Consider the following 12,300-nt stretch of genomic DNA (forward strand, 5'->3'; position numbering starts at 1 on the left):
CGTTCTGTCATGGGGTGAGCGGGCGCTGGATCCCTGCGAAGAAGTCGGCCATTTCGACTGCGGTCTTCTCCGGGTACTCGAAGGGCACCATGTGGCCGCACCCCGGGATGACGTGACTGAGCTGTGGGTTCAACAGGGCTTTGACCTCGGGCAGTTTGCTGACCGGGGTGACCTTGTCCTCCTCGCCCCACAGGAGCAGGGTGGGCGTGCCGAGACGCCCCGCCTGTCGGTAGAGGTCCTGCTGGCGGTGGAAGTCGTAGTCGCGCAGAGTGGAGAGGAGGGCGTACATCGAGCCCTCGCAGCGGTAGGTGTCGCACACCATGTCGGTGAGGGCCCGCACCTGCGCGGGGGTGCGGACGTTGTGCGACAGGTGCGCGCGCAGCAGGAGTTGGCCCAGGTTCTTGCCGAGGAACGGGCCGACGGTCGCGTTGGTGGCCAGCCGTACGGGCGGGGCGTCGCCCTCGGTGAATCCCGCCGGGCCCAGCAGAGTCAGCGATGTCGTCTGTTCGTGGGTGCGCTGCAGCAGGCCGAGGGCGGTGAGCGCGCCCATGGAGGAGCCGACGGTGTGCCAGGAGTCCGGTATGTCGAGGGCCCTGACCAGGTCGTGTGCCTGCCGCACGAACAGTTCACGGTCGTAGGGCCCAGCGACGCGGTCCGAGTAGCCGCGGCCGTAGGCACTGTAGGTCAGGGTGCGCAGCCCGCGGCGGTGCAGATGCTGGACGACGCCGTCCCAGTAGAACAGCGGGACGGTGAGACCTCCGAGGAGGAAGACCAGTTCACCGTCGTCGGGTCCGGTGAGTTCGTAGTGCGTGATGCCGTCGGACAGCTCGATGAAGCTTCCCCGCAGACGGCTGCGGGTGTCCGGGTTCAGGGGGAGGTTCTCGCCCCTGGCTCGGTAGAACTTGGGCATGGCGGAACTCAATTCCTGGGAGGGGGACTCATTCCTGAACGGGTGCGGGACTCATTCCTGGGTGATGGAGGAGGAAAGTCCCAGATGCGAGCGGATGGCTTCGCTGACTTCCGCGGGGGCTTCTTCGGGCATGAGGTGCCCGACATCGGCGAGGACCACGTCGTGGCTGCCGGGGATGTCCCGCTGGAAGTGCTGGCCGTCGATCAGGTCACCGCGCAGGACCAGCGTCGGGGCGGCGATCTCCTTGATGTGACCGGAGCGGTCCGCCTGGTCGGTGTTGGCGAAATCGATGAAGGCGGACCGGTTGCCCGGCCGGTTCATCATCGCGGTGACCCGTTCGACCAGGGCCTGGTCCACGACCATGCGCGGGCCGACGGAGGAGCGCAGGTTCTGCTCGGCCGCCCCGCTCGGCGCCCACCGGCGAAGCAGCGGCCGCAGCACGGGGTTACGGGCCATCTTCAGTGCCGTCGGCAGGGACTTCTCGGGGTATCCCGTGGCGTTCATCAGGATCAGCCGCTGCACCCGCTCCGGGTGCTCGACCGCCAGGTTCCAGGCGATGTTCCCGCCCAGCGAATTGCCGGCCACGTTCACCTTGTCGAGGCCAAGGCCCGAGAGGAACTCCGCGACGAAGGAAACGTAGGCCTCGATGCGGTAGTCGCGGTCGGGGCGGGGGCCGGTGAGGCCGAAGGCCGGCAGGTCGAGCCTGATGACCTCACAGGAATCTTTGAGGTCGGCGACGATGGCGTCGAAGGCCTGAAGCGAGGAACCGCTGCCGTGCAGCAGGAGAAGCGGAAAACCGCTGCCCTCTCGTTTGAAGTGCACCCGCACTCCGTCGACCCAGGTGAAACGGGATTCCTCGTCGACATAGGGCTCGCGGTGGGTCTCGGAAGCTGTCATGTGTGGGCTCCGTCGAACATGCGCATCACCGAGGTGTGCTCAATGCGGGAAGGGAGGCCACGCAGCACGGCGTCCCGTGCGGTGCTGAGCGGCCCTGAAGGCACGGAAGCGAGCTGATTCATGCGAACCGCCTGGCGCTGGATCCACTGGACCCGCGCACGGCGTTCCCCTTCGAAGGCCCGGAAGGCATCGGCCACCGAAGCGGTCCCGGCCAGCCGGCGTGCCACCACCGCGGCGTCCTCGATGGCCTGACCGGCTCCCTGCCCGAGGTTGGGCAGCATCGGATGCGAGGCATCGCCCAGCAGGGTCACGATGCCGGACCCGCCGCGCCACTGTCGCTGCCGCAGCTCGACCTCGATGGTGTCCTTCGGCTCGGTGGCTTCCAGCAAGGCCCGTGCCTGAGAGGGGAATTCGCGGTAGAGCAGTTGATAGAACCTGAGGCGGTCCACCGCATCCCGCACAGGGCGAGTCGGCGTCGGGATCAGCGCGAACCAGGAGCTGCGTCCGTCACGCAGCGGAATGATCCCGAACTGCAGGCGGTAGCCCCACCATTCGAGAACCTCGTCGGGCCGGTCCGCCGACACCTCGGTGACCCCGCGCAGGCAGCTCGTCCCCGAGCCCACGGCCGGCGGGTCGCCGTGCAGCCGCGCCCGGATCAGCGAGTCGATGCCGTCCGCGCCCACCAGCCCGCGCCCCCGCACACGCTCGCCGGAGCGCAGGTGCACCGTCACTCCGTCGGCATCCGTCTCGAATCCGATCACGGGGTCGCCGGTGAGGAGGTTGCCGTCGTCGAGCTCGGAGAGGAGCACCTCATGGAGATCGGCCCGGTGGATGCCGAGGGCGGGGGAGCCGACGGTCCCCTCCACGTCCTCGGCCCGCACCTCGGTGAGGACCTTGCCGGCGACCGACATGATGGAGGTGTGGGCGACCCTCCGCCCCTTCTCGGCCACCTGGCGGCCGAGGTTCAGCTCGGTGAGCACCTGCACGGTGTTGGGCTGCAGCAGGATGCTCGTGTTGATCGCCGTGGGCCGGGGCGCCGCCTCGATGAGCGTCCAGGGGATGCCGCGCCGCTGGAGGGCGACAGCGGTGGTCAGGCCACCGACGCCCCCTCCGGCGATCAGTACGTGATCATGAGATGTCGACAACGACTTTCCCCTTAGAACGTCCGCGCTCGACGTACTCCTGAGCCGCTGCGATCTCGGTCAGCGGGTACGTCTGGTCGATGACGGCGCGCACCTTGCCCTCGGCGGCAAGGCGGGCCAGCAGCTCCAGTGCGGCGCGGTCGGGACCGAACAGACTCCAGCCATAGTTCCGGCGCTTCAGAGCCTCACGCAGGCGCCGGCCCACGAGGGTCCCGACGGCCTGAAGGCCACCGATGAACAGGCCCTTCTCGTCGACGAAGCGCATCAGGGGATGCACGAGTGTGCCGTAACCGGCGCCGGGGCCGCGGCGCAGGATGCCGAGCATCTTCCGCTCCTCGGCGTCGTCGGCCAGGCAGATGGCGAAGTCGAAGTCGCGCAGTTGCTCCGCGAAGTCCTGGGTCCGATAGTTGATCACCTGGTCCGCGCCGAGGCTCTCGCACAGTTCGACGCCCGCGGGCCCGGCCGTGGTGGCCACATGGGCGCCCAGCGCCTTGCAGATCTGCAGGGTGACCACACCCGTGCCACCCGATCCGCCCTGCAGGAACACCCGCTTGCCTGCGGCGTTCTCCGGCCGGAAACCGGCGTCCTTCAGCGCGGCCCACGCGGACAGAAAGGCGTAGGGCAGCGCGGCGGCATCGCGGTAGGACAGCCCCTCGGGCTTGGCCACGACATCGTCGGCCTTGACGACGACGTATTCGGAGTACGTCCCCTGCGGCGCAGGCCGCATGGCACCGAAAACGGCGTCTCCGGTCTTCAGCCCGGTGACGTCGGAGCCGACCGCCACGACGTCCCCGGAGACGTCGTTCCCCAGGACGAGCGGAAAGCCGGTCATCCCACGCAGCTTCATCAGCTTCTGGCCGTACCCGCCCCGTCTGCGGCAGTCGATCGGATTGACCGAGGTGGCCCGCTGCCGTACGAGGACTTCGTCCACGCCCGGCGTGGGGGTCGGCGCGTCGTCTACCACTTGGAAGACGTCCTTGGCTGCGCCGAACCGCTGGGCCTGGGCCGAGCGCATGTGGCTCGGAATCGTGGGTGTGGTGCTGGAGGTCATAACGGCTACGCTAGCACCGAAAACTGTGTTACGGCTACGCGGACTCCGTAATCGTGGTCGAGATCGTGCGGAGAGACAGGGGGAACCTTCGATGGGCGCAGAGGCATCTGCCGTTCCGGGCAGTCCGGCCTGGTGGGCGAGCCGCCCGCCGGTCCCTGTCCACCGACGGGGGAGGCCCCCGGTGGACGTGGGCAAGGTCGTCGACATGGCGCTGAACCTCGTCGACGAAGTGGGGATCCAGACGCTGACCCTGCGGATGCTGGCCGACGCTCTGGGGTCGGGCACGGCCACTCTCTACCGCCATTTCGCCAGCAAGGATGAACTCCTGGTCCATGTGGTGGACCGCATACTGGGTGACGTACGGGTGGATCCGGCGTCACTGGAGGGTCTGACCTGGCGAGAAGCCACCGTGGTGGGGGCCGAGGCCTTCTACGACACCTTGTGCAGGCACCCCAATGCGCTTCCGCTGCTGGTGGAGCAGGTTCCCGTCGGTCCGAACGGTCTGCGCAACCGGGAGCTCATCATCGGGCTCCTCCTTGCCTTCGGCTTCCCCGTCGACCTCGCCGCCCGCGCGTTCACCGCGATCGGGCACTACGTGGTCGGCTTCGCCATCCAGCAGCACGGCCCGGGAGCAGCGCGCCCCGAAGACCGGCCACAGCTGCTCGATTTCTACCGTTCCCTCGACCCGGCCGCCTACCCGGCCACGGCAGCCGCCGCGGAGGAACTCACCGGTGTGCCCCTGCAGGAGGAATTCCGGTTCGGCCTCGACCTTCTCCTCGACGGCCTGGAACTCGTCCGCAAGGCGAGGTGACCAGCCGCGGCAGCCGCCTTCAGGGGCAGCTCAGCAGCAGGTCGCACCCGGCGGCAGGTCGCGGCCGGCAACCAGCGGCAGCTCCGCCGAAGAGAGCATGTCCCGATACTCCTCGGCCAGCTGGGACGTCTGCTTCCGGCTGAAGGCCACGAGTTCGCGGAAATAGCCGGAGCCGATCCGCCGCGCATGCTTCGACCAGGCACTGGGCACAGCGTTCTCCGGAGCCACCGCCATGCCGATGCCCTCTATGGCGAACTGCAGGGCCGCGGACACCTGGCCGGTCCGGGCAACCGCTCGAGGCACGAAGCCGAGACCGGCCGTCACCCAGTCGACGACCTCACTCATGCCCTGCTCGGGCTCATACAGGACCCAGTCGGCAGACGCGAGCTCAGCAGGCTCGGCGGTCGCGCCGCTTTTGTGTTCGTTCGGTCCGACGACCACCATCTGCTCATAACCGAGCGAGACGGCCGGCCCCTCCCAGGCTGCCGGCCGCGGCCCGACAGCCAGGTCACCCTGCCCGCTGCGAGCGGCTTCCTCCAGATCACGGCGGTGCGAGAAGTCGTGCAGACGGAGGACCGTCGTCGGGAACAGGGAGTGCCAACGGGCCGCGGACGGGGGCAGCACTCCTGAGGCCACCGATCTCACGGTGAGCACGTGCACATCGCCCCTACGCCCTTCGGTCACCTGGCGAACGGCGTCCTTGGCATCCTGGGCGGCCCGGACCACGCGTTGCGCCTGGGGCAGGAAGGCCCTGCCCGCAGGCGTGAGGGTCACGCCATGACGGCCCCGTTCGAGGAGCGCGGAGCCGAGTTCCTTCTCCAGAATGCGGATCTGCTGGGACAACGACGGCTGGGTGACGTAAAGCCTGGTCGCGGCTCCGCTGAACGAACCGCTCTCGCAGATGGCGAGGAAATATTCCAGCTGGCGCAGCTGCATGCCGTCAAGCTACCTGACACGAGGCCTGCCCGGAACAGCCGTGCCTGCGGTGATGTGCCGGCACCGACCTGCCGATCTGTTGCATGAGCGGCCCGGTGAGCCGGCCTTTGAACGGCGGTTCCCCTCGTCCGGCTGTCCCGTTATCCGGCCATCCCGCATGGAGCTATCCCGCGATGGAGATGCTGCTGTCCTCCCGCGCCAGCCGTGACAGCAGATAGTCCACTTCTTCGCGCGCTTTGGCCGACAGGGCCGGTGCCGGGCTGCGCTGGGCGTCGGACGTGAGCAGACCGCGCCGCTTCATGACGTACTTGCGCACCGCCAGACCGATTCCCGGCTGCTGTTCGTATCGCAGCAGCGGCAGGTGCGCGTCGAAGATGTCGTGAGCGGAATCGCGGTCTCCGGCCGCCGTACGCTTGACCACTTCCACCAGCATTTCCGGGAAGCAGTAACCCGTCATCGCACCGTCCGCGCCACGCTCGGTCTCGAAGTCCAGGAAGAGCCCGCCGTTGCCGCACAGGATCGACAGCCGCGGCATGTCCCCGGCGGCTTCGAGCCGTCGTAGAGCACTGATCTTCTCCAGGCCCGGCCAGTCCTCGTGCTTGAGCATGACGCAACCCGGTGCGTTGCGTGCGATGCGCGCGATGACCGAGGGGGTCATGACGACAGAGAAGGACAACGGATAGTCCTGGATCACCAGAGGAACGTCCCCACCGATCTCCTCGGTGATTCCTTGGTAGTAGGAAACGATCTGGTCATCGGTTCGGAGCGTGTTCGGCGGGGCAGCCATGACGCCGGCCGCGCCGGCCGCCATGACGTCCGAAGTAAGCGTTCCCATGGCCGCATATCCGGGCGCGGACACTCCGACGACAACGGGAAGGCCGGTCCTTTTCAGGACATGGGTGACGATCCGCACCGCTTCACCGTGAGTCAGTTTCGGCGCTTCGCCCATCTGTCCGAGCAGCGTCAGACCGGAGACACCAGCCGATTCGTAGAAGCTCACAAGTCGACTGAGTGAGTCGAAGTCGACGCTTCCTTCGCTGTCGAAAGGAGTCGGCACAATGGCGAAAACCCCTTTCGTGTCGCGGGTCAGCATCACCATGGTCCGGACTCCCTTACGGCAGTGTACTGAGGATCAAAGGCTCGCAATGAGGCCACCGTCGACCCGCACCAGCGAGCCGGTCACATAGGAGGCCGGGGCACTCGCGAGAAAGGTGACCATGGCGGCGTACTCGCGTGGATTTCCGTAACGGCCCGCTGGAATCGTCGCGAGGCTTGCCGCCGAGACCTGCTCGACGGTCTTTCCCTCGCGCTCGGCCTTGGCCCGGTCAAGAAATTCTGTTCGCTGTGTCCCGATCCTCCCCGGCACGACGACGTTGCACGTCACACCGTCGGCCGCGACCTCCCGGGCCAGAGTCTTGGACCAGCCGAGGAGGCCGGCACGGAGGGCGTTCGACAGACCCAGGTTCGGGATGGGTGCGATGACACCGGAGCTGGTGCTGGTGATGACGCGCCCCCAGCCCCGACTCCTCATGCCGGGCACGACACTGTCGGTGATGGCGATCACCGAAAGGACCATGGACTGGAAGTAGTTGATCCATACCGTGGGATCCTGGCCGAGAACGGGTGACGGCGGCGGTCCGCCCGTGTTGTTCACAAGGATGTCGACGGGGCCGAGGGTTTCCTCGATCGCTCTCGTATTGCCCTCGATGGCACCGAGATCTCCGATATCCCATCCCAGGGCCAATGCCTGCCCGCCCGCGCTGATGATGGACTCGGCCCGCAGTTTGGCGGCTTCGGCGTTTATGTCCGCGACCGCCACCTTGGCGCCCTCCTCTGCGAGCATCTGGGCGATCGCGCCTCCGATGCCGCCGCCTCCGCCCAGCACAAGCGCGGTCCTGCCGGCAATCCCCAGATCCACAGCGCTGCTCCTCACATGGCGAACCAGTTTCCCGTCCGCTCGGCGAATGCCTGATTCGGTGACTGTGGCACAGCGGGCAGTGCAGGTACCAATAAGAATTTTCCCCACCATCGATAGGCACTGCCTATGCGACTGGTATAGGCAGTGCCTATACCAGTCGGCAGAGAAACCTCTTGGACAGAAATGCCCGGCTCGCCAAGACTTGCTGTCATGCCCGCCGGGGCGAGAGCGGTGATGCCCGCGGGGGCATGAAGGGAGCCACGTCATGTCGTTGCCGGAGACAATGCTGGCCGCGGTGCTGGGCGGGCCGGGGGTCATCAGGACCAGCAGGCTGCCCGTGCCGCAGGTCGGGCCGGAGGACGTTCTCGTGCACGTCCGAAGGGCATCGCTGTGCGGAACCGACCTCAAGATTCGCAGCCACAAGTTCTTCGGCGACGGCAAACCCGCCTCCGACCAGTTCGTACCCGGCCACGAGTACGCGGGGGTGGTCGCGGCCGTCGGAAGCGCCGTCGACGAGTTCCAGGTGGGCGATCGCGTGGTCACCGAGGCGCACCGGGGCTGCATGCGGTGTGCCAACTGCCTGGCCGGTGCGTATACGGACTGCCTCAACTACGGAAACAGCCGCAAGGGCCATCGGGTGCAGGGGATGACCGTCAACGGCGGCTTCGCCGAATACGCGCTCAACCACGTGTCCACCCTGTACCGGCTCCCGGACTCCGTCGACTTCGACTCGGCGGTGGTGCTCACCACCGTCGGAACCGTCATGCACGCCCTGGATGTGCTCGGCTCGCTGATCGTCGGCGCGAGCGTCGCGGTGATCGGCCCGGGCCCCATCGGACTGCTGGGGGCGCAGGTGGCCCGCGAACTCGGGGCCGAGGTGGTCGTGCTGACCGGGACGCGGGATGCGCGGTTGGAGATCGGCAGGAAGTTCGGCGCCGACCTGATCGTCAACTCCCGTGAAGAGGATGCCGTCGCGGCGGTCCGCAAGGCGACCGGGGGACAGGGCGCCGACATCGTCCTGGAATGCTCGGGCGCTCCGAGCGCGGTCGACGATGCTCTGCGCATGACCAGGCGCTCCGGCAAGGTCGTGCTCGTGGGCTTCTTCGACCGGCCGGTCACGGCCGACCTCAATCACGCCGTGATGAACGGCATCTCCATCCAGACAGTGCGCGGCGAGGGGGCCGGCTCGGTGGCCAGAGCGGTCTCGCTGGCGGGCCGCGGCCGGCTCCGCACCGCCGAGCTGGTGACCCACCATTTCGGTCTCGAGGACATCGCGGAAGCATTCGACACCTACGCGGAGCGCAGAGGCAATGCCATCAAGGTGATGCTGGACGTGTCGGAGGACGTGGTGCCGCCCGGGGACGGAGTGGCCGAGGGCGACGTGGTGCCTCAGGGCAAGGTGTCCGAGGCTGAGGACACGGAACAGTCCCGTGTCGGCTGAGAGCCCGTCGCGGCCGGTGCCCGGTGCCACGGCAGCCGCGGGACGCGAACGGGTGGCTGCCGCCATGACCGCCGCGGCGGCAGCGTGGTTGGGCTCCCTCACGCCGGAGCAGGTGGCCGTCGCCCAGTACGGCTCCCCGCTGACGCCGGGGGCGGAGGCCGAGCGCCTGAAGTGGTTCTACACGCCGACCGATCACGGCGGGCTGGCCATCCGGGATCTGACGCCCCGCCAGGAGAGCCTCGCCATGCAACTGGTGGCGTCCGGACTGTCCGAGGCGGGATTCGCCACGGTCGCGACGGTGATGGGTCTGGAGAACATCCTCGACCAGGTCGAGGGCTGGCAGGTCAGCTGGGGCCGGCAGCGGGGCCGCGACCCGGGGCTGTTCTGGCTGAGGCTCTTCGGCCGGCCCGGGGATCCGGTCTGGGCCTGGCGATTCGGCGGCCACCATATTTCCCTGAACAACCTGATCGTCGCGGGCAGAGTCGTCTCGACGACCCCGTGCTTCATGGGGGCCGACCCCGCGGAGACCGCGCTCCTGGGCGGATCGTTGCGCCCCCTGCACGGACTGGAGCACGGCGCCCGGCAGTTGGTCTCATCGCTCGGCGCGAGGCAGCGGCGGCGGGCGTTGCTCCACGAACGGGCCGTGTCCGACATCGTGTCCGGCAACAGGGTGACCGTCGCTCCTGGCGACACCATGATGCACATGCAGGACCTGTGGCGTGGACAGTTCGCCGACCCGAGCCTCGCGGATCTCGTCGACGACATCGACCGGCGCGCGGAGGAAGGCAGCGGGTACACCGAGAGGGACCATGCCGCTCTGGCGATCTCCCTCTCGCCGAAGGGGCTCAGCGCCCGGGACATGGACGCCGACCAGCGTGCGGGTCTACGGCAGTTGCTCGCTCTGTACACCGGCCGGGCTCCGGAGGCACTCGCCGATGCGTACGCCGCGCACTACGCGACCGAGTCCGTGCTCGACGAGGTGCACTTCGGCTGGGCGGGCAGTACGGACGTCGGCGAGCCGCACTACTACCGCGTCCAGGGCCCCCGCCTGCTCATCGAGTACGACAACACCCAGCGTGGCGCCAATCACGCGCACTCCGTATGGCGGGACCTGACCTCCGACTTCGGACTCGACATCCTGGCCGAGCACCGGGCACGCTCCGCGCACTAGCTGGAAGCCCGTACCCACCCGACCCGACGGGCCGGTTCCTGTCCGAAGTCCCCGTGCGGGCGCACGTCTTCCGCGCCCTCGCTCAGTGTCCCTGCTGTCCAAGCCGTGCCAGGCCCTCCTCGGCGCACCGGACCACCTCGGCGTCGAGGTTCCCGAAGTCCTGTCCCGCCATGGCTCCGGCGGAGACCCGGGCGGCGATCCCCTGCACGATGACGGCGAACTTGAAGTGGGCGAAGGCCTCGTAGAAGGCCAGGTGGTCCAAGGGGGCGCCGGTCGCCGCCGCGTAGCGCTCCGCGAGGTACGCCCGGTCCGGAAAACCGGTTCCGGTCGTCACGGTCGGCGTGAGCGGCGACACGCTCTCGCCCGCCTCGCGCCAGTAGAACAACAGCAGCCCGAGATCCGTCATCGGGTCGCCGAGCGTGGAAAGCTCCCAGTCGAGTACGGCGGCGACACGGCCCGGATCGGCCAGGTCCATCAGGCAGTTGTCGAGCCGGAAGTCGCCGTGCACGATCGAGGACCTCGGCACCGCGACCTCGTCGAGCACCGCCGCGAGACCGGCGCCGAGTTCATCGAGCGCGGGAACGTCACGCGTCTTCGACTTCGCCCACTGTCCCTGCCACCGCCGCACCTGCCGCTCCAGGAAGCCCGTCGGCCTGCCGAAGTCCGCGAGGCCGACCTCGGCGGGACCGACGGCGTGCAGTGCGACGAGCGCGTCGACCAGAGCGTCAGCGAGCGCGGTACGGTCCGCGCCCGCGTCGGCGTAACCGGGTGGGAACGAGTCACGGATGACGTGCCCGTGCACCTTCTCCATCACGTAGAACGGCGCACCGATCAGGTCGCCGTCCACGTCCTCCAGGAGAACGGTGGCGACCGGGACGGCCGTGTCCCGCAGCGCCCGCTGGACCCGAGCCTCGCGTCCCATGTCGTGCGCGCGGGGCAGGAGCGCTCCGGACGGTGGCCGGCGCAGGACGACCGAGCCGGCCTCACTCGTGATCTCGAACGTGAGGTTGGACTTTCCGCCGGCCAGCAGCGTCGCGTCGAGGCGGAGCCAGCGCTCGTCGTGAAGGGCCGCGGCCAGGGCCGGCGCCAGCCTGTCCAGCCGTACCAAGGGAGAGAGGTCCGCCTGCGTCGCGTTCACCTGATCCTGCCCGAATTCGGCCCTGGGGCGGTGCTGGAGTACATAACGGCTACGCTAGCACCGAAAAGATTATTTTGGATACGTCGACTCCGTAAGTATGTCTGGATGACTCCGGTGGCTCTCGGCGACTCGATGGGAGGGAAGATTCCGTGGCTTCAGAAGTGCCTGCCGTCCCCGGCAGCCCCGCCTGGTGGGCGAGCCGCCCGCCCGCTCCCACCTACCGTCGCGGGCGTCCACCCGTGGACGCCGGCCGGATCATCGACGTGGCCCTGAAACTCGTCGACGAGGTCGGAGTCCAGGCGCTGACCCTCCGGATGCTCGCCGACGCCCTCGGGTCGGGCACGGCCACGCTCTACCGGCACTTCGGCGGCAAGGACGAACTGCTTGCCCATGTGGTGGACCGGGTCTTCGGCGACGTACGCCTTCCGCCTGTGGCGCTGGACGGTCCGACCTGGCGCGAAGCCGCGGAAGCCGGCGCGGAGGCCTTCTACGAAACTCTGTGCAGACATCCTGGAGCACTGCCCTTGCTGGTGGCACAGGTTCCCGTCGGCCCCCACGGTCTGCTCAGCCGTGAGCGCACCCTCGGACTGCTCCTGAGCCACGGGTTCTCGGTCGGTCTGGCCGCCCGTGCGTTCACCGCGATCGGCCACTACGTGATCGGTTTCGCCGTCCAGCAGCATGGACCGGGAGCCCCGCGTCCCGAGGACGAGGCGCAGCTCCGGGACTACTACCGTTCGCTGGATCCGGCTCTCTACCCGGCCACGACAGCCGTGGCCGAGGAGCTGACGTCCGTGCCACCGCGCGAGGAGTTCCGGTTCGGCCTGGCTCTGCTGCTCGACGGACTGGAGAAGGCCCGACGAGCGGAATCGGAGTGAGGGCACCACA

At 68.3% G+C, this 12,300-nt stretch carries 12 protein-coding genes; 4 read left to right on the forward strand and 8 right to left on the reverse strand.

The features are described 5' to 3' along the window. Positions 1–7: 7 nt before the first annotated feature. Genes ACFYPC_RS05330 through ACFYPC_RS05345 form a run of 4 tightly spaced genes read right to left on the reverse strand, consistent with a single transcriptional unit; the run spans position 8 to position 4,000 of the window. A complete protein-coding gene (locus tag ACFYPC_RS05330; RefSeq protein WP_388671052.1) occupies positions 8–910 on the reverse strand; it encodes an alpha/beta fold hydrolase in 903 nt (300 codons plus the stop codon). A 51-nt stretch (positions 911–961) separates the two neighbouring features. Continuing rightward, positions 962–1,807: an alpha/beta fold hydrolase gene (locus tag ACFYPC_RS05335; RefSeq protein WP_388671055.1), complete on the reverse strand. Its 846-nt coding sequence runs from the start codon at positions 1,805–1,807 to the stop codon at positions 962–964. Further along, positions 1,804–2,952 (reverse strand): FAD-dependent monooxygenase, encoded by a 1,149-nt coding sequence (locus tag ACFYPC_RS05340; protein ID WP_388671058.1) that lies wholly within the window; start codon positions 2,950–2,952, stop codon positions 1,804–1,806. Before ACFYPC_RS05340 ends, ACFYPC_RS05335 begins: the two co-directional genes overlap by 4 nt. Beyond that, positions 2,936–4,000 (reverse strand): zinc-binding dehydrogenase, encoded by a 1,065-nt coding sequence (locus ACFYPC_RS05345; RefSeq protein WP_388671061.1) that lies wholly within the window; start codon positions 3,998–4,000, stop codon positions 2,936–2,938. The genes ACFYPC_RS05340 and ACFYPC_RS05345 overlap by 17 nt, the downstream gene beginning before the upstream one ends. Positions 4,001–4,181: 181 nt before the next feature. Here ACFYPC_RS05345 and ACFYPC_RS05350 point away from each other — a divergent pair, with 181 nt between their 5' ends. After that, on the forward strand, positions 4,182–4,811 hold the full coding sequence (locus tag ACFYPC_RS05350; RefSeq protein ID WP_388671064.1) for a TetR/AcrR family transcriptional regulator: 630 nt from the start codon (positions 4,182–4,184) through the stop codon (positions 4,809–4,811). 30 nt (positions 4,812–4,841) lie between these two features. Here the strand turns inward: ACFYPC_RS05350 and ACFYPC_RS05355 are convergent, their stop codons facing one another. From ACFYPC_RS05355 to ACFYPC_RS05365, 3 genes are all read right to left on the reverse strand, one after another. After that, positions 4,842–5,747, reverse strand: coding sequence for a LysR family transcriptional regulator (locus ACFYPC_RS05355; RefSeq protein ID WP_388671067.1), 906 nt, complete (start codon positions 5,745–5,747; stop codon positions 4,842–4,844). A 163-nt stretch (positions 5,748–5,910) separates the two neighbouring features. Further along, positions 5,911–6,846, reverse strand: a complete 936-nt coding sequence (locus ACFYPC_RS05360; protein ID WP_388671070.1) for a dihydrodipicolinate synthase family protein — start codon at positions 6,844–6,846, stop codon at positions 5,911–5,913. 33 nt (positions 6,847–6,879) lie between these two features. Further along, positions 6,880–7,665: an SDR family oxidoreductase gene (locus ACFYPC_RS05365; protein ID WP_388671073.1), complete on the reverse strand. Its 786-nt coding sequence runs from the start codon at positions 7,663–7,665 to the stop codon at positions 6,880–6,882. Positions 7,666–7,930: 265 nt separating this feature from the next. On the opposite strand from ACFYPC_RS05365, the gene ACFYPC_RS05370 reads away from it, so the two are divergent. Further along, positions 7,931–9,106, forward strand: coding sequence for a zinc-binding dehydrogenase (locus ACFYPC_RS05370; RefSeq protein WP_388671076.1), 1,176 nt, complete (start codon positions 7,931–7,933; stop codon positions 9,104–9,106). After that, on the forward strand, positions 9,096–10,277 hold the full coding sequence (locus ACFYPC_RS05375; protein ID WP_388671079.1) for a DUF3500 domain-containing protein: 1,182 nt from the start codon (positions 9,096–9,098) through the stop codon (positions 10,275–10,277). Before ACFYPC_RS05370 ends, ACFYPC_RS05375 begins: the two co-directional genes overlap by 11 nt. An 82-nt stretch (positions 10,278–10,359) precedes the next feature. On the opposite strand, the gene ACFYPC_RS05380 is transcribed toward ACFYPC_RS05375, so the two are convergent. Further along, positions 10,360–11,415: a phosphotransferase family protein gene (locus ACFYPC_RS05380; RefSeq protein WP_388671082.1), complete on the reverse strand. Its 1,056-nt coding sequence runs from the start codon at positions 11,413–11,415 to the stop codon at positions 10,360–10,362. Between the two features lie 149 nt (positions 11,416–11,564). Here ACFYPC_RS05380 and ACFYPC_RS05385 point away from each other — a divergent pair, with 149 nt between their 5' ends. Continuing rightward, on the forward strand, positions 11,565–12,290 hold the full coding sequence (locus ACFYPC_RS05385; protein WP_388671085.1) for a TetR/AcrR family transcriptional regulator: 726 nt from the start codon (positions 11,565–11,567) through the stop codon (positions 12,288–12,290). Positions 12,291–12,300: the final 10 nt, after the last annotated feature.

This window comes from Streptomyces sp. NPDC005808 (assembly GCF_042871385.1).
Classification (GTDB): Bacteria; Actinomycetota; Actinomycetes; order Streptomycetales; family Streptomycetaceae; genus Streptomyces.

What these genes read in the sequence shown, in the direction of transcription:
- ACFYPC_RS05330 (WP_388671052.1), bottom strand. Translation starts at nt 910, where the DNA reads ATGCCCAAGTTCTACCGAGCCAGGGGCGAGAACCTCCCCCTGAACCCG.
- ACFYPC_RS05335 (WP_388671055.1), bottom strand. Translation starts at nt 1,807, where the DNA reads ATGACAGCTTCCGAGACCCACCGCGAGCCCTATGTCGACGAGGAATCC.
- ACFYPC_RS05345 (WP_388671061.1), bottom strand. Translation starts at nt 4,000, where the DNA reads ATGACCTCCAGCACCACACCCACGATTCCGAGCCACATGCGCTCGGCC.
- ACFYPC_RS05355 (WP_388671067.1), bottom strand. Translation starts at nt 5,747, where the DNA reads ATGCAGCTGCGCCAGCTGGAATATTTCCTCGCCATCTGCGAGAGCGGT.
- ACFYPC_RS05360 (WP_388671070.1), bottom strand. Translation starts at nt 6,846, where the DNA reads ATGGTGATGCTGACCCGCGACACGAAAGGGGTTTTCGCCATTGTGCCG.
- ACFYPC_RS05370 (WP_388671076.1), top strand. Translation starts at nt 7,931, where the DNA reads ATGTCGTTGCCGGAGACAATGCTGGCCGCGGTGCTGGGCGGGCCGGGG.